Consider the following 16,063-nt stretch of genomic DNA (forward strand, 5'->3'; position numbering starts at 1 on the left):
TTGGGTATACATCGATGCCAGCCCCACACCCGGACGCGACCGGCCCGGAGCAGCCCCCCGTCAGCCGTCGCTGCCCTGCGGGATGTAGACGGGCGACCAGTTCTCGGTGAGGTGTCCGATGATGAGGGCGCCCGCGGGCACCCCGGACGGGGCGTCCCGCAGCTTCGGATGATCCGTCGCCAATTCGGCGAGCACGGCGTCCCGCACCCGGACGACCTGCGCGGCGCGGTCGCTCCCGAGTTCGGCCAGCACGTCGTCCTGGATCTTCGCCACCCCCTCCCGCAGGAGCGGAGCCGCGTTGAGATACGCCATCGGAATGGCCATGTCGATCTCGTGACGGGCCCCCGCATCCCGATGGCGCACGGCGACCACCCACACCAGCGTCGCGAAGGACACGACGGCACCCGCCAGGGCGCCCTCCACCCCGGGCAGGTCCCCGTTCGCCAGCGCGACGGTCGTCACCGCGAGAAGCACCGGGGTCGGCGCCAGGGCGCGCGGGAAGGCACGGTTCAGGGTGCGCGTGCGTGCGACGGCGAGAAGCAGGAGGTCCATCGCGGCCACCGCCAGGCCCAGCCAGCCGGAGACGCCCGTGTCGGTGGGGAGGCGTTGCACGCCGAGGGCATGGACGAGCGCGAAGGCCGCCGCCAGGAGCGTGAAGAACAACAGCCACCCCAGCCATCCGCGATGGGGGTCGCGGGGACCGAACCGCTCGCGGAGGGCCCGGTTCACCTCCCGGCGCGCGGACTCGGCCACCTCGCGGGCCGCGTGCCACGTGCGATCGGCCAGCCCTTCGCCTGCGACCCCGTCGATGGCGGCGCGCTCGACGTACGCCGCGTTCAGGTGTCCGCGGACCACCTGCCGCGAGGCGATCCGGGTGTGGGTGATCAGCGCGTCATCGGACATCGTGCTCCTTCGCCGGCCCCAGTGTGCCGGGCCGGCATCGCTTCGTGCAAATGCCGGTCGGCGGGGGGATGCCGCCGGCCCCGGACCGGCGTAGCGTCCCGCCCATGGAAGCTGTCATCCGCACGCGCGGGCTGCAAAAGCGCTACGGCCGCGTCCTGGCGCTCGATGGGCTCGACCTCGACGTGTCACCCGGCGAGATCCACGGGTTCCTCGGCCCGAACGGCGCCGGGAAGTCGACGACGATCCGGATCCTCCTCGGCCTCGCACGCGCCGGCGGCGGCGAGGCATCCGTCCTCGGAGGTCATCCGTGGCGCGATGCCGTGCGGCTGCATCGACGGATCGCCGCCGTCCCCGGCGACGTGAGCGTGTGGCCGAACCTCTCCGGCGGCGAAGCGATCGATCTCCTCTGCCGGCTTCGCGGGGGCGGGCGGTCGACCGCCTATCGCGACGAACGGGCGCGCCTCCAGGAGGCTTTCCAGTTCGACCCTCGCAAGAAGGGCCGTGCGTATTCCAAGGGCAATCGGCAGAAGATCGCGCTGATCGCCGCGTTCACCGTTCCCGCCGACCTCTACATCCTCGACGAACCGACGAGCGGGCTGGACCCGCTGATGGAGATGGTGTCGCCGATCGCCGTCACGCCCACCGTGTCGGGCAGCGACGTCGACCTGCGTGGGCTGTGATGGCTGGTCACGGCCGTCGTCGCCGGCACCGCCCTGGCCTTCACCCTCATGCGCCGGCGGCAACTGGCACCCACCGAGTGAGCCCAGGCCCGTCGCGCGGCGGGGTCAGAGCTCCGCGAGGTGCGCGAGGAGTCGGTCGAGCGCGGGGCGCTGGCCCTTCACGAGCCGCTCGCGTGCCTCGTCGGGCGTGCACCATTCGATGCGGTCGACCTCGGGGAAGCGCGCGGTCTTCCCCGAGCGGGGCGGCCATTCCATGTCGAATTCGCCGAATTCGAGGTCGTCGGCAGCCGGGTCGAACTCGGCGCCGTCGGCGACGAACACCACGATCTTCTTGCCGGACGAGTATGCGAACGTGCCGAGCTCTGCGTACTCGGCGTCGGGCGGATCGACACCCAGCTCCTCGCGGAACTCGCGGCGCGCCGCATCCAGCGCCCCCTCGGCGTCGATGTCGTACTCGCCCTTGGGGATCGACCACGCGCCGGCGTCCTTGGACGCCCAGTACGGTCCGCCCATGTGCGCCAGGAGCACCCGCACCCCACCCTCCCCCTCGAGGCGGTAGAGCAGGATGCCGGCGCTCCTGGCCGCCATGTCAGGTGAGCCGGCTCTTGGGCGAGAGGGTGTAGGTGTCCTCCGCGTCGCGGTTGACCGTGTCGCCGAGGGCCTCATCGATCGCCGCGAGCGTGTCGGCGTCGAGGGTGACGCCCGAGGCCTTGACCGTGTCGGCCAGCTGCTCGGGTCGGGATGCGCCCACCAGCGCCGCGGCGACGTTGGGGTTCTGCAGCACCCACGCGATCGCCAGCTGCGGCATCGTGAGCCCGGCCTGCTCGGCGATGGGCTTGAGTCGCTGCACCGCCGTGAGCACCTCGTCGTGGAGGAAGCGCTTGATGAAGGTCGCGCCGCTCTTCTCGTCGGTCGCGCGGGAGCCCTCCGGCACCGGCTGCCCCGGCAGGTACTTGCCGCTGAGCACGCCCTGCGCCATCGGCGACCACACGATCTGCGAGATGCCGAGCTCCTCGCTGGCCGGGACGACCTTGCCCTCGATGACACGCCACAGCATGGAGTACTGCGGCTGGTTGGAGATGAGCTGGATGCCGAGTTCCTTCGCGAGCGCGTGCCCTGCGCGCAGCTGCTCGGCGGTCCACTCCGACACCCCGATGTAGAGCGCCTTCCCCTGCCGGACGAGGTCGGCGAAGGCCTGGAAGGTCTCCTCCAGCGGAGTCTCGTAGTCGAAGCGGTGCGCCTGGTAGAGGTCGACGTAGTCGGTGCCCAGCCGCTTCAGCGACCCGTGGATCGACTCGAAGATGTGCTTGCGGCTGAGCCCGGTGTCGTTGGGCCCCTTCGGGCCGGTGGGGAAGTACACCTTCGTGAAGATCTCGAGCGACTCGCGGCGCTGCCCCTCCAGGGCCTTCCCGAGGATGACCTCTGCGCCGGTGTTGGCGTACGTGTCGGCGGTGTCGAACGTCGTGATGCCGGCATCCAGCGCGGCGTGCACGGTCTTCACTGCAGCGTCGTCTTCGACCTGCGACGCGTGCGTCACCCAGTTCCCGTACGTGATCTCCGAGATCTTCAGGCCGCTGTTTCCGAGGTACCGATAGTTCACCATCCCCCTACGCTATCCGCGCCGCACCCCTGCCCGGCCCGTGCTCAGCGACCCAGGAGGCCGAGTTCCATGGCCCGCGTGACCGCCCGGGTACGGTCATCCACCTCCAGCTTCACGAACACGTGCAGCAGATGCGTCTTGACCGTGGCCTCACCGACGTGGAGCCGGGAACCGATGGCGCGGTTGCTCAAGCCTGCGGCCACAAGGCTCAAGACCTCCCGCTCCCGTGGTGTCAGCACGGGAGCGGGCGGCGCTCGGAGGCTGCGTCGCCCGCCGCACGAGCACGCGCGCGACGCTGGGAGCGAGCGCGACTTCTCCAGCGGCGACGGCGCGGATGCCGGCGAGCAGCTCGTCCTCCGGCGCGGCCTTGAGGAGGTATCCGCTGGCACCGGCGCCGATGGCGCGCAGGATCGCGTCGTCGGTCTCATAGGTGGTGAGGATGATCACGCGGACCGCGGGAGCGACGGCGAGGATGCGGCCGGTGGCCTCGTCGTGACGGTCGAGCTCTGTGCGATGTCCACCGCCGCTCAGCTGTCCGTATGAACCCGAACTCCTCAAAACCGGCACCGACATGCCCGGGGACGCCGGCTGCAACCGGTTCCCGCGGCGGGAATTGCGGAGTTCGGGCTGCGGCCGGCGCGCCCGGCACCGAATACCGCAGCCCCAGCCCCGACCCCGCTGCACGGTGCGCCGATCAGCGGTCCGCGTGAACCCGAACTCCTCGAAACCGGCACCGACATGCCCGCGAACGGCGCCTGCAACCGGTTCCCGGGCCCGGAATTGCGGAGTTCGGGCTGCGGCCGGCGCGCCCGGCACCGAATCCCGCAGCCCCAGCCCCAGCCCCAGCCCCAGCCGGGCAGCCCCAGCCCCAGCCGAGCAGCCCCAGCCGGGCAGCCTGCAGCCCCAGCCCCAGCCCCCAGCCTGATGCGCCGCTCAGCGACCGGGAACCCCGCCCCACCCGGCGGGTGTCACCGCACGACCGCGGCTAGAGGACCTCGGCGCCCTCGGTCTCCTGGCGCTCGTCCGCGGTCGCGGCATCCGCGTCGGGGTCGGTGGCCGCGTGCTGGAACTGGGCGTTGTAGAGGCGGAAGTAGGCCCCCCGCGCGGCGATGAGCTGCTCGTGGGTGCCCTGCTCGACGATCGCCCCGTCCTCCATGACGAGGATGAGGTCGGCGTCGCGGATCGTGGACAGACGGTGCGCGATCACGAACGACGTGCGCCCTTGCCGCAGCGCCGCCATGGCGCTCTGCAGCAGCAGCTCCGTGCGCGTGTCGACGGAACTGGTCGCCTCATCCAGGATCAGGACGCTCGGCCGGGCGACGAACGCCCGCGCGATCGTGATGAGCTGCTTCTCGCCCGCGGAGATGTTCGACGCGTCCTCGTCGAGCTCGGTGTCATAGCCATCGGGCAGCGAGTGCACGAAACGGTCGACGTACGTGGCCTGCGCCGCCTCGAGGATCTCCTCGTCGGTGGCGTCCGCGCGCCCGTAGCGGATGTTGTCGCGGATCGTGCCGGCGAACAGCCACGGGTCCTGCAGGACCATGCCGGTCTTGGCGCGTACGTCGTGGCGGGTCAGGTCGGCGGTGTTCTGACCGTTCAGCAGGATGCGGCCGCCGTCGAGCTCGTAGAAGCGCATGATCAGGTTCACCAGCGTCGTCTTGCCCGCGCCGGTCGGGCCGACGATGGCGACCGTCTGGCCCGGCTCCACACGGAAGGACAGATCGGTGATGAGCGGGCGTTCGGGCGAGTACGAGAACGACACATGGTCGAACTCGATCGTGCCGTCGCCGTCCACCGGGGCCGGCGCATCCGCCGCATCCGGCTCCTGATCGGGCTCGTCCAGCAGCTGGAACACGCGCTCGGCCGAGGCTGTGCCCGACTGCACGACGGCGGCCATGCCGCCCAGCTGCGACAGCGGCTGCGTGAACTGCTGGGAGTACTGGATGAAGGCCTGCACATCGCCCAGCCGCAGCTGCCCGCTCGCGACCATGAGCGCCCCGAACACCGCGATGCCGACATATGTCAGGTTCCCGATGAACGTCATCGCGGGCATCATGATGTTGGACAGGAACTGTGCCTTGAACGACGCCTGGTACAGCTCCTCGTTCTCGACGCGGAAGGCCTCGCGCGAACTCTCCTCGCGGCCGAACACCTTCACCAGCGCGTGACCGGAGAACGACTCCTCCACGCGGGCGTTGAGCCGGCCCACCTTGCGCCACTGGATGCCGAAGGCCTTCTGCGAGCGGGGGCCGATCACGCCGAACAGCACGGCCATGAGCGGGAAGCTGATCAGGACGACGAGCGTGAGCTGCCAGGAGATCGACAGCATCATGACGAGCACGCCCAGCACGGTGAGCACGGAGGTCACTGCGCTGGAGAGCGACTGCTGCATCATCTGGGTGATGTTGTCGATGTCATTCGTCACGCGCGAGATCAGCTCGCCCCGCTGCGTGCGGTCGAAGTAGCTCAGCGGCAGGCTGTGGATCTTGTCTTCGACGCGCTCGCGAAGGCGCCACATCGTGCGGACCATGACGACGTTGATGACGTAGCCCTGCAGCCACGACAGCACCGACGAGGCGATGTACAGCGCCATCACACCGGCCAGCACCTGCCCGAGCCGCGTGAAGTCGACGCCCTCCCCCGGGCGGAAGTTCTGCAGGTTGGCCACGATGTTGGCGAGGTCCTGCTCCCCCGACGCGACGAGGCCGTCGACGACCTGCTGCTGCGTCGTGCCGGCGGGTGCCATCTGCGACACCACACCCTCGAACAGGATGTTGGTCGCCTCCGCCAGGATCTTGGGTGCGAGGACGGCCAGCACGACGCCGATCGCCCCCATCACGGAGACCACGACGAACGCGACCGCGTCCGGGCGCAGAAGTCCCAGGAGGCGCCGGAACGACGGGCCGAACTGCGCCGGCTTTCCCGGCGCGACCGCTCCGCTCCAGTCATCGGCGCCGATGCGGGCCTGTTCGGCCTGTTCGAGGTCGCGCTTCTCCTCGTCGGTGAGCTCGGCGTCGCCGCTCATCGGATCACCTCCGCCGCGAGCTGTGATTGCACGATCTCCCGGTAGGTCGGGTTGGTCTCCACGAGCTCGTCATGGGTGCCGAGGCCCACCATGCGACCGTCATCGAGGACGACGATGCGATCGGCGTCGGTGATGGTGGAGATGCGCTGGGCCACGACGATCTTCGTGACCTCGGGCAGTTCGCGCCACAGCGCCTGGCGCAGGCGCGCGTCGGTGGAGAGGTCGAGCGCCGAGAACGAGTCGTCGAAGACGAGGACGTCGGGCCGGTGGATGATGGCGCGGGCGATCGCGAGGCGCTGCCGCTGGCCGCCTGACACGTTCGTGCCGCCCTGCGCGATGGGCGCGTCGAGTCCTCCCGGCATCTGCGCGACGAAGTCGCTCGCCTGCGCGATCTCCAGCGCCTCCCACAACTCGGCGTCGTCTGCCTCCTCCCGCCCGAACCGGAGGTTCGAGGCGACGGTGCCGGTGAACAGGAACGGGCGCTGCGGGACGAGCCCGATCATGCGCCACAGGGCGTCCAGGTCGGCGGTGCGCACGTCGACGCCACCGACGAGCACGGCCCCGCCCGTGACGTCGAACAGACGCGGGATGAGCGACACGAGCGTCGTCTTGCCGGCGCCGGTGGATCCGACGATCGCGACGGTCTCTCCGCGCTCGGCCGCGAAGGAGACGCCGGCGATGACCGGCTCCTCCGCGCCGGGGTACGTGAACGCGGCGTCGCGGAATTCGACCCGCCCGGGGGTGGGGAACTCGTGCTGGGCGTCGGCGGGCCGGGTGAAGGATGCGGTCGTGTCGAGCACCTCGCCGATCCGCTCGGCCGAGACCGCGGCGCGCGGGATCATCATCGTCATGAAGCTCGCCATCATGACGCCCGAGAGGATGATCATGACGTACTGCATGAAGGCGAACAGCGTGCCGATCTGCACTTCACCGGCGTCGACCTTCATCCCCCCGAACCACAGCACGGCGATGACGGTCAGGTTCAGGATGAGCATGACGGCGGGGAACAGCAGCACGAACAGGGAGCCGACCTTGCGGCCGACGATCATGATGTCGGTGTTGGCCTCGCCGAAGCGGCGTTGCTCGATCGGCTCGCGCACGAAGGCGCGGATGACGCGGATCCCGGTGAGCTGCTCGCGCATGACGCGGTTGACCGCATCCAGCTTGCGCTGGAAGCTGCGGAACAGCGGAACCATGCGGCCGATCACGACGAAGGCGACCACGAGCAGCACGGGCACGGCGACGGCGATGATCCACGAGAGGCTGAGGCTCTGCGACAGCGCCAGCACGATCCCCCCGACCGCCAGCAGCGGCGCGGTGACCAGGAACGTCGCCGCCATCATGGCGAGCATCTGCACCTGCTGCACGTCGTTCGTGTTGCGCGTGATGAGCGAGCCCGCACCGAACGCGGTCACCTCGCGCTCGGAGAAGGCCGACACCCGCTCGAAGACGTCGTCGCGGATGTCGCGACCCGCGCGCATCGCGGCCCGCGCGGCGAAGTAGGTCGCGACGATCGACGCCAGGATCTGGGCGAGCGAGATCGTGAGCATGAAGACGCCCGTGCGCCAGATGAACTCGGTGTCGCCCCGGGCCACGCCCTCGTCGATGATCTGGGCGTTCAGGCTCGGCAGGTACAGCGAGGCGAGGGCAGACGCGGCCTGGAACACGAGCACGCCCACGAGCAGCCAGCGCGACGGCTTGAGGTAGCGGATGAGCAGAGAGACCAGCACGACGACTCCCGGGCAGGGCGGCGCGATCGGACGCGCGCGGGTGGATCAGGCAAGCCTGCCACGGGCCGCCGACATCCGCATCGGTCCCCGTGCCGCGTCCGCTGAGGGCGGATTCAGGCGTCCTTGCGGATCCACCGGAAGGTCAGCCGCACGGCGATGAGACCCACCACGAGCCACAGCAGCGTCACGATCAGGGTGAGCCCGTGCTGCCACGTGCCCGACGGCTCCACCGACGCGAACGACTCGGGGAGGAACACTGAGCGCATCCCCTGCGCGAGCCACTTCAGCGGAAAGACGCTCGCGACGTTCTGGAGCCAGTCCGGCAGCGACGAGAACGCGATGTACACCCCCGAGATGAACTGCAGGATCAGCACGATCGGGATGACGACGGCCGCCGCGCTCCGCCCGGTGCGGGGCACGGCGCTCAGGCCGATCCCCAGGATCGCGCACGTGGTGACGCCGAGGAGGAACACCCACGTGAAGGTGAGCCAGCGCTCGGGGTCGGTGGGCAGCTCGACGCCGAAGACCGTGGCGGCCACGACGATCAGCAGTGCCGACTGCAGGATGCCGGTGATCATGACCTGCCCGAGCTTGCCGATGAAGTACGACACGGGGCTCAGCGGCGTGCCCGCCAGCCGCTTGAGCGTGCCGTCGCTGCGTTCCATCGCGATGTCGATCGACATGTTCTGCAGGCCCGACAGCAGCACGCCCGCCGCGACCATCCCCGGCAGATAGTAGGCCGCGGAGGAGATCTCCTCGCCGGGCGGGCCGAATCCGTCGGATGCGACGACGGAGAAGATCAGCAGGAGCACGAGCGGGAACAGGAACGTGAAGAAGAGGGTGTCGCCCTGCCGGAAGTACGAGCGGACCTCGAAGCCGATGCGCGACACGCCCAGGCGCAGCACTCGGGCGATGCCGAAGGACACCGTGCGCGTGGCGGCGGTCACGCCGCGACCCCCGAGGACTGCGCGGCGTCTTCGCCGAGGAACGACAGGTAGATGTCCTCGAGGCTCGGGTGCACGATCTCCAGCCGGTCCGGCTCGCCGCCTTCGGCGACCAGCTGAGCCACGCGTTCGCCGGGGCGTCGGGTGCGCTCCTCGTGTCGGCCGTGCTCGTCGGCCCAGCGCACGATCGGCACGCGCGCCTCCTCGCCGCCGAGCGCGTCGATGGGGCCGAGCGACGCGATGCGCCCGCCGACGAGGATCGCTGCACGCTCGGAGAGGACGGCAGCCTCGTCGAGGTAATGGGTCGTGAGCACGATCGTGGTGCCGTCATCCTGCAGCGCCCGGATGAGTCCCCAGAACTGCCGGCGCGCCTCCGGGTCGAACCCCGTCGTCGGCTCGTCGAGGAAGAGCAGCTCCGGCTGACCGAGGATGCCGAGGGCGACGTCCACGCGGCGGCGCTGGCCGCCGGAGAGCTTGCGTACGCTCGTCTTGGCCTTGGCGGTGAGCCCGACGGCATCGATCACCTCGTCGACGCCCCGCGGGTTCGGGTAGAACCCGGCGAAATGCGCGAGCAGTTCCCGGACGGTCGCGGTGGGCGCCTCGCCGGTGTTCTGCAGCACGATCCCCAGGCGCGCCTTCCACGCCAGCCCGCCGTGCTGCGGATCGACCCCCAGCACTGACACGTCGCCCGACGAGCGGTCGCGGTAGCCCTCGAGGATCTCGATCACGGTGCTCTTGCCGGCGCCGTTGGGTCCGAGGAGGGCGAAGGTCTCGCCGCGGCGGATGTCGAAGCTCACGCCGCGCAGCGCCTCGAACCCGCCGCGATAGGTCTTCCGCAGATCAGAGACCTGGACGACCGCATCCGTCATGTCCGGAGCCGCCGGTCAGCCCACGGGCGTCGCGGCGGCGACGACCTGGTCCTCTTCGGTGGCCACGAGCTGACCGCACGCGCCGTCGATCTCCTTGCCGCGCGTGTCGCGCAGCGTCGTGGGGATCCCGGCGGCGTTGAGCCGGCGGACGAACTCGTTCTGCACGGGCACGTCGGATGCGGTCCAGATCGAGCCGGGCGTCGGGTTCAGGGGGATGGGGTTGACGTGCACCCACCCGCGGCCGCGGGCGTTGAGCTTGTCGGCGAGCAGGTCGGCGCGCCATCCGTGGTCGTTCATGTCCTTGATGAGGGCGTACTCGATCGACACGCGCCGGCCGGTCTTGTCGAAGTACGCGCGAGCGGCGTCGAGGGCCTCGTCGACCTTCCAGCGCGAGTTCACCGGGATCAGCTCGTCGCGCAGCCCGTCGTCGGGGGCGTGCAGCGACAGCGCGAACGTGACGGGGATGTTCTCGTTCGCAAGCTTCGTGATGGCCGGCACCAGGCCGACGGTCGAGACCGTGATGCCGCGCGCGCTCATGCCGAGGCCGTGGTCCTTGTCGACCATGACCCGCACGGCCTGCATCACGCGGGCGTAGTTGGCCAGCGGCTCCCCCATGCCCATGAAGACGATGTTCGACACGCGCTCGGGCGCCTGGCCGGGGCCGTCGGCCGGGCGGCGGGTCTTCCCGCCGAGGCCGCCCTCGGCGATGAGGCGGTTGGCTCGCACGATCTGCTCGACGATCTCGGCCGCCGACATGTTGCGGGTCAGGCCCGCCTGGCCGGTGGCGCAGAACGGGCAGTTCATGCCGCATCCGGCCTGGCTCGACACGCACAGCGTGATCCGGCCGGGGTAGCGCATGAGCACCGACTCCACCAGGGCGCCGTCGTGCAGCTTCCACAGGAACTTGATCGTGTCGCCGCTGTCGGTCTCCAGGCGCCGCACTTCGGTCAGCAGGGGCGGCAGCATGCCCGCGACGAATTCCTCGCGCCCGGATGCGGGCAGGTCGGTCATGTGCGCCGGGTCGGAGGTGTAGTGCGTGAAGTAGTGCTTCTCCAGCTGCTTCGCGCGGAAACCGGGGAGCCCGAGCTCCTGCACTTTGGCCACCCGCTCCTGGGGAGTGAGGTCGGCCAGGTGCACGGGCGGCTTGCCGCGCTTGGGGCTGGCGAACTGCAGCAGCGGCCGGCCCTCGGCATCCTTCTTCTGCGACCAGCCTTCGGTGGTCGGGCGCACCTGGCGGGGCTTGGTGGTGCGCACGGGAGGCTGATCGGTCATGGATTCCAGGCTACCGGGGCCGCCTGCACGCAAGCTGTCCTTGCCCCAGGTCGCCGAAAGTGCATCGCCCCGGCGAAACTGCACCGTATTCGGTGCCGGTTCGCCGAGGTGATGCACTCTCGGGATGCGGGCGGTGTGCGCTCAGCGGGAGGTCGCGGGCAGGCGCGTGCGGCGGGCGCCGATGGCGAGCAGGATGGCGCCGGCCGCGACCCACGCGGCGAGGGTCAGGCCCGCGGTCATCCCGCCCGCGCCGCCGAAGTACGCCGCCGAGCGGACGAGCGTGCCGGCGGCGCCGGGCGGGAGGATCTGTCCGACCGCGCCGAGCCCCGCGGGCAGCCACGCGCCGCCGGTCGCGATGCCGGCGAGGGGATTGCCGACGAACATCATGATCATCGCGCCGATCGTGAAGCCCTTGCCCCCGAACACCTCCTGCAGGCCGGCCAGCGGGAGCGCGAGGCCGGCGATCCCGAGGGCCATGGCGGCGGCGACCGGCCAGAACGCCGTGGTGATGCTGCCGAAGAGGAACATGAGGACGGCGGCCACGACGATGCCGCCCACGGCCGCGAAGGCGAGGATGCCGCCGACGGCCCAGCCGAGGTTGCGCGAGAACACCTTGCGGAAGGCCACCGCCGGCACGATCCCGCCGAACACGAGGGGGAAGGCGAGGCCGCCGATGCCGACCCCCGTGGGATCGGACTCGGGAAGCGGCACCACGTCCTCGATCTCCGCGGTGGTCCCGGCCTTCTGCGCCAGGCTCTGGGCCGTGCCGGAGATGGTCGCCGAGATCGCCGTGGACCCAGCGCCCGCCACCAGGGCGTGGACCCCACCCTCGTCCACCCCGCCCTCCTTCACGACGATGCCGCCCACCACGTCGCGATCGAGCACCGCGTCGCGCAGGGCGGCCTCCGATGCGAAAGCCTGCGTCGTGTAGGCGCCGGGGGCCGCCGCATCCAGGTCCTCCTCCACCTGCGTGACGGCGGACGACGGACCGGCGAGACCGATCGGGAGGTTGTGGGCGCCGCTCTTGAGCGACGGCATGATGAACAGCATCAGCAGCACCGCGAGGATGACGCCGAGCCCGGCGGTGAGACCGACCAGGAGTACGGGCTTGGGCGGGGTGCGGCGCACCGTCGCGGGGGCGGCGTCGAGGGGCGTGGGGGCGGCCATGGAGTCCAGACGGGATAAGTGGAGGATGAGTCTCCGATCATACGGAGGATAACCCTCCACTTTTGCTGGGAGTCGCGTCGCGGACGGTTCCCCGACACGATGGACGCGGAGGTGGATATGCGCTCGGATGCCGCGAAGCGACGCGCGACGATCCTGCACGAGGCCCGGCGGCTCTTCGCCGAGCACGGCGGGTCGGTCGCGCTGGAGGCGATCGCGGATGCCGGCGGCGTGGGTATCGCGACGCTCTACCGCAACTTCGCCACGCGCGCCGAACTCGCCGACGCGGTGGCCCTCGACATCCTGGCCGACATCCGCGCCGCCGCCGGCGCCGCCCTCGCCGTGGTCGATGACTCAGCGACGGCCGCGTGGGACGACTTCCTCACGCGCATGGTCGGGCTCGAACTCGGCGCGCTCGCCGATGCCCTCGCCCTGCGCGCACCGGCGGAATTGACCGCCGCCGTCCGCCAGGCGCAGGACGACGCGCTCGACGAGGTCGCCGCCCTGCTGGCAGCCGCCCGCGCGAAGGGGATCGTCCGCGCCGAACTGGACCCCGTCGAACTGGTGCTGGCGATCGGCATGATCACGCGGCCGCAGCCCGCCGCCCTCCAGGCCCGCGCCCCGCACCTCACGGCGCGCCTGGCCGCGGTCTTCGCCGCAGGCCTGCGCGCGTAGCCCGGAGCCGACGCATCAGGCGGGCGTTGCCCGCTCCGCCGGAAGTGCATCGACTCGGCGAAAGTGCACCGGATTCGGTACGGATTCGCCGAGGTGATGCACTCTGGGGGCGATGCGGGATCAGGCGGATGCGAGGGCGCCGAGGTTCACCAGGGTGCCGTCGGGATCGCGCACCTGCGCGACGCGCTCACCCCACGGCATGTCGGCGGGCTCCTGCACCGTCACCGCGCCGGCATCGATCATGCGCGCGAAGGCCGCGTCGACGTCGTCCACGTAGAACCACAGCGCCGCGCGGTCGCCGGTGGCGGCGGATGCTGCGGCGTCGCGGCCGATCGCGAGGGTGGTGGCGCCGATCGTGAGCGAGACGTACGCGTCGGCGCCGCTGTCATCCGTGAAGCGGTACCCGACGGCAGCATCCATCGCCGCCTCGTAGAACGCCACCAGTCGCGGCAGGTCGCCTGTCAGCAGGATCGGGAACAGCGACTGCACCGCCATGGCGGCCACAGTACCCGCGCCCTCCCGCCCCCGAAAGTGCATCGACTCGGCGAAAGTGCACCGGATCCGGTACGGATTCGCCGAGGTGATGCACTCTCGGGGTGGAGCGGGATGGCGGGGATGGCGCGGGGCGGACGCGGGTCAGTCGAGGAAGATGTCGGGGAACAGGGCGCCGTCGGGCGTGCCCGGCACGGCGGCGTAGCGCGCGAAGTCGGTGACGCCGGCCTCGGCGAGCACGTCCTCGACGATGAGCGTCTGCCCGGTGCGCTCGCGCGCGGGCGCCGTGAGCACCTCGTATGCGGCATCCGCGTAGATCTCCGGCGTGCGGCTGGCCGCCATGATCCGGTCGCCACCGAGGATGTTCTGCACCGCGGCGGTGGCGATCGTCGTGCGCGGCCACAGCGTGTTCGCCGCGATCCCGCGGTCGGCGAACTCCTCCGCCATCCCGAGGGTGACCATCGTCATCCCGAACTTCGCGAGGCTGTAGCCGGTGTGCGCGCCCAGCCACTTGGCCGTGGTGTTCAGCGGCGGCGACAGCGACAGGATGTGCGGGTTCTCGGCGTCGGAGAGCATTGGGATCGCCGCACGGGAGAGGAGGAACGTGCCGCGGACGTTGACGTCCTGCATCAGGTCGTACTTCTTCGTCGCGAGCTCGAGCGAGCCGGACAGGTCGATGACGCTGGCGTTGTTCACGACGATGTCGATGCCGCCGAACTCCCCCTGGGTCTTCAGCACGGCCTCGGTGATGTCGTCCTCGTTGCGCACGTCTCCCACGATCGGCAGCGCCTTGCCGCCGGCCTCCACGATCGCGGCGGCGGAGGTGTGGACGGTTCCCTCCAGGCGCGGATGCGGCGTATCCGTCTTGGCCAGCAGCGCGATGTTCGCCCCGTCCCGCGCCGCGCGCAGGGCGATCGCGAGCCCGATGCCGCGGCTGCCGCCCGACATCAGGATGGTCTTCCCGGCCAGGGTGTTCTCGCTCATGCGTTCTCCTTCACGTGTGTCGTCCCGGTCGTGCGTGTCCCGCGGCGGAAGCCGCCCTCACGCGCGGGGCTTCGAGGATGCGGCGGCGAACGCGGCCACGCGGGCCTTCGCGTCGGCGGTGTCGAAGGCGGCGCCGATCGTGCGGGCCTCGTCGTCGAGGTTCTCGGCGAATGTGCGCTGAGCGCCGGTGCGCACGAGGCGCGCCGCCTGCCCGAAGGCGGCGGTGGCGTTGTCGAGCCAGAATCGGGCGACCTCCTCGGCGCGCGCGGCGACGGATGCGGCGGGGACCACCTCTGCCACGAGGCCCCACTCCAGCGCCTCGGCGGCCGACAGCGACCGGTCCTGCAGCAGCAGCTGGAGCGCACGGCGCTGTCCGATCGCCGCCGGCAGCAGCGTCGAGACACCGAGGTCGGGGGTGAGCCCGATGTTGGCGTACTTGCTGACGAACCGCGAGGCCTCCGAGGCGACGATGTAGTCGGCGGTGAGCATGAGCCCGAGTCCGCCACCGGCGACGGCTCCCTGCACGGCCGCCACGACCGGCACGGGGGCCTCGACGAACGTGCGGATGCCCTCGTGGATGACGTGCGCCGTCGCGGTCAGGTCGGCACCGGCGGCACCGGAGGTGGCCATGGCGACGACGTCGCCCCCCGCGCAGAACGCCGGGCCGGCCGCATCCAGGATCACCGCGCCCACGCCGGGCGCCGTGGCCGTGCGGGCCGCGTCGCGCCAGCGTTCGGCCATCTCGAAGTCCATCGCGTTCAGCGACCCCGGACGGTTCAGCGTCACGCGCGCGAGCCCGTCGTCGATCGTGACCAGGATGCTGTCGCTCATCGTCGTTCCTTCGGTAGGGGTGCGGTCATCGCGGCGCCATGCGGATGGCGCCGTCGAGGCGGATCGTCTCGCCGTTGAGGTAGCCGTTGTCGACGATCGCGAGCACGAGCCGCGCGTATTCGTCGGCCTCACCCAGGCGCGCGGGATGCGGGACCTGCTGGCCGAGGGAGTCCTGCGCCGCCTGCGGCAGATTGCGCAGCATCGGCGTCTCCATGATGCCGGGGGCGATCGTCACGACGCGGATCGCGTAGCGGGCCAGCTCGCGGGCGATCGGGAGGGTCATGGCGTGCACGCCGCCCTTGCTCGCCGAGTACGCGGGCTGGCCGATCTGCCCGTCGAAGGCGGCGACGCTCGCCGTGTTGACGATGACGCCCCGGTCACCGCCCTCATGCACCGGTTCGGTGCGCGACATGACGGCGGCTGCCTGCGCGATGACGTTGTACGTGCCGACGAGGTTCACCCGCACGATCCGCTCGAACGTCTCGAGGGGCGTGGGGGTGCCGTCACGGTCCAGGACCTTCCCCGGCGGCGCGATGCCCGCGCAGTTGACGACGACGCGCAGCGGTCCGGTCTCGGCGGCGACCGCGACGGCCGCGGCGATCTGCCCGGGGTCGGTGACGTCGGCCGGCGCGAACCGGCCGCCCAGGTCGGCGGCCACCTCCTCGCCAGGGGAGGACGGGAGATCGACGATCGTGACGGTGGCGCCGGATGCCGCGAGTCGTCGCGCCGTCGCACGGCCCAGGCCGCTCGCGCCGCCGGTGACCAGTGCGCTCGATCCTGCGATGTCCATTCGTCTCTTCCGTTTCGTCGTCGAACCAGGAACCGGGTCCCAGCCTATCCGGGACTGAGAATCGGGCTTCTGGGCCGGGTCCGCAGCTTCTCACCCACCCTGCC

General features: G+C 70.9%; 16 protein-coding genes and 1 pseudogene. 3 read left to right on the plus strand and 14 right to left on the minus strand.

The features are described 5' to 3' along the window. Nucleotides 1–60: 60 nt before the first annotated feature. Entirely contained in the window at nt 61–903 is an 843-nt protein-coding gene (locus tag F6J85_RS15975) for a hypothetical protein (RefSeq protein WP_150926558.1), read from the minus strand. A 104-nt stretch (nt 904–1,007) separates the two neighbouring features. Here F6J85_RS15975 and F6J85_RS15980 point away from each other — a divergent pair. Further along, nucleotides 1,008–1,523, plus strand: a pseudogene (locus F6J85_RS15980) (ABC transporter ATP-binding protein); the annotation flags it as partial. Nucleotides 1,524–1,688: 165 nt separating this feature from the next. On the opposite strand, the gene F6J85_RS15985 reads toward F6J85_RS15980, so the two are convergent. The 3 genes from F6J85_RS15985 to F6J85_RS18325 are packed head-to-tail and all read right to left on the minus strand — an operon-like array spanning nt 1,689 to nt 3,374. Further along, nucleotides 1,689–2,171 carry an NUDIX hydrolase gene (locus F6J85_RS15985; RefSeq protein WP_150926562.1) on the minus strand — a complete coding sequence of 161 codons (483 nt, stop codon included), beginning with the start codon at nt 2,169–2,171 and terminating at the stop codon, nt 1,689–1,691. Between the two features lies 1 nt (nt 2,172). Beyond that, complete coding sequence (locus F6J85_RS15990) at nt 2,173–3,186, minus strand: aldo/keto reductase family protein (protein ID WP_150926564.1); 1,014 nt, start codon at nt 3,184–3,186, stop codon at nt 2,173–2,175. Between the two features lie 41 nt (nt 3,187–3,227). Beyond that, a complete protein-coding gene (locus tag F6J85_RS18325) occupies nt 3,228–3,374 on the minus strand; it encodes a LuxR C-terminal-related transcriptional regulator (RefSeq protein ID WP_420846101.1) in 147 nt (48 codons plus the stop codon). Between F6J85_RS18325 and F6J85_RS18330 the strand changes: the two genes are divergently transcribed. Beyond that, a complete protein-coding gene (locus F6J85_RS18330) occupies nt 3,358–3,726 on the plus strand; it encodes a hypothetical protein (protein WP_420846102.1) in 369 nt (122 codons plus the stop codon). The genes F6J85_RS18325 and F6J85_RS18330 overlap by 17 nt on opposite strands. A 442-nt stretch (nt 3,727–4,168) precedes the next feature. Here the strand turns inward: F6J85_RS18330 and F6J85_RS16005 are convergent, their stop codons facing one another. The 6 genes from F6J85_RS16005 to F6J85_RS16030 all read right to left on the minus strand — a co-directional run bounded on the left by F6J85_RS16005 (nt 4,169) and on the right by F6J85_RS16030 (nt 12,190). Further along, nucleotides 4,169–6,208: an ABC transporter ATP-binding protein gene (locus F6J85_RS16005; RefSeq protein WP_150926566.1), complete on the minus strand. Its 2,040-nt coding sequence runs from the start codon at nt 6,206–6,208 to the stop codon at nt 4,169–4,171. After that, a complete protein-coding gene (locus tag F6J85_RS16010; protein ID WP_150926568.1) occupies nt 6,205–7,938 on the minus strand; it encodes an ABC transporter ATP-binding protein in 1,734 nt (577 codons plus the stop codon). Before F6J85_RS16010 ends, F6J85_RS16005 begins: the two co-directional genes overlap by 4 nt. A 113-nt stretch (nt 7,939–8,051) precedes the next feature. Next, a complete protein-coding gene (locus tag F6J85_RS16015; RefSeq protein ID WP_238706987.1) occupies nt 8,052–8,885 on the minus strand; it encodes an ABC transporter permease in 834 nt (277 codons plus the stop codon). Then, a complete protein-coding gene (locus tag F6J85_RS16020; RefSeq protein WP_150926570.1) occupies nt 8,882–9,751 on the minus strand; it encodes an ABC transporter ATP-binding protein in 870 nt (289 codons plus the stop codon). The genes F6J85_RS16015 and F6J85_RS16020 overlap by 4 nt, the downstream gene beginning before the upstream one ends. Nucleotides 9,752–9,766: 15 nt before the next feature. Further along, nucleotides 9,767–11,023, minus strand: a complete 1,257-nt coding sequence (rlmN, locus tag F6J85_RS16025) for a dual-specificity RNA methyltransferase RlmN (protein WP_150926571.1) — start codon at nt 11,021–11,023, stop codon at nt 9,767–9,769. 141 nt (nt 11,024–11,164) lie between these two features. Next, on the minus strand, nt 11,165–12,190 hold the full coding sequence (locus tag F6J85_RS16030) for an ABC transporter permease (RefSeq protein ID WP_150926574.1): 1,026 nt from the start codon (nt 12,188–12,190) through the stop codon (nt 11,165–11,167). A gap of 99 nt (nt 12,191–12,289) precedes the next feature. Between F6J85_RS16030 and F6J85_RS16035 the strand changes: the two genes are divergently transcribed. Further along, a complete protein-coding gene (locus F6J85_RS16035; RefSeq protein WP_202980847.1) occupies nt 12,290–12,862 on the plus strand; it encodes a TetR/AcrR family transcriptional regulator in 573 nt (190 codons plus the stop codon). Between the two features lie 120 nt (nt 12,863–12,982). On the opposite strand, the gene F6J85_RS16040 is transcribed toward F6J85_RS16035, so the two are convergent. The 4 genes from F6J85_RS16040 to F6J85_RS16055 all read right to left on the minus strand — a co-directional run bounded on the left by F6J85_RS16040 (nt 12,983) and on the right by F6J85_RS16055 (nt 15,959). Then, nucleotides 12,983–13,357, minus strand: a complete 375-nt coding sequence (locus F6J85_RS16040; protein WP_150926576.1) for a VOC family protein — start codon at nt 13,355–13,357, stop codon at nt 12,983–12,985. A gap of 141 nt (nt 13,358–13,498) precedes the next feature. Next, nucleotides 13,499–14,338: an SDR family oxidoreductase gene (locus tag F6J85_RS16045; RefSeq protein WP_150926578.1), complete on the minus strand. Its 840-nt coding sequence runs from the start codon at nt 14,336–14,338 to the stop codon at nt 13,499–13,501. Nucleotides 14,339–14,395: 57 nt separating this feature from the next. Further along, nucleotides 14,396–15,169 carry an enoyl-CoA hydratase/isomerase family protein gene (locus F6J85_RS16050; protein ID WP_150926580.1) on the minus strand — a complete coding sequence of 258 codons (774 nt, stop codon included), beginning with the start codon at nt 15,167–15,169 and terminating at the stop codon, nt 14,396–14,398. A 25-nt stretch (nt 15,170–15,194) separates the two neighbouring features. After that, nucleotides 15,195–15,959, minus strand: a complete 765-nt coding sequence (locus F6J85_RS16055) for an SDR family NAD(P)-dependent oxidoreductase (RefSeq protein WP_150926582.1) — start codon at nt 15,957–15,959, stop codon at nt 15,195–15,197. Nucleotides 15,960–16,063 lie beyond the last annotated feature (104 nt).

The sequence above is a fragment of the Microbacterium lushaniae genome, assembly GCF_008727775.1.
Lineage (GTDB): Bacteria > Actinomycetota > Actinomycetes > Actinomycetales > Microbacteriaceae > Microbacterium > Microbacterium lushaniae.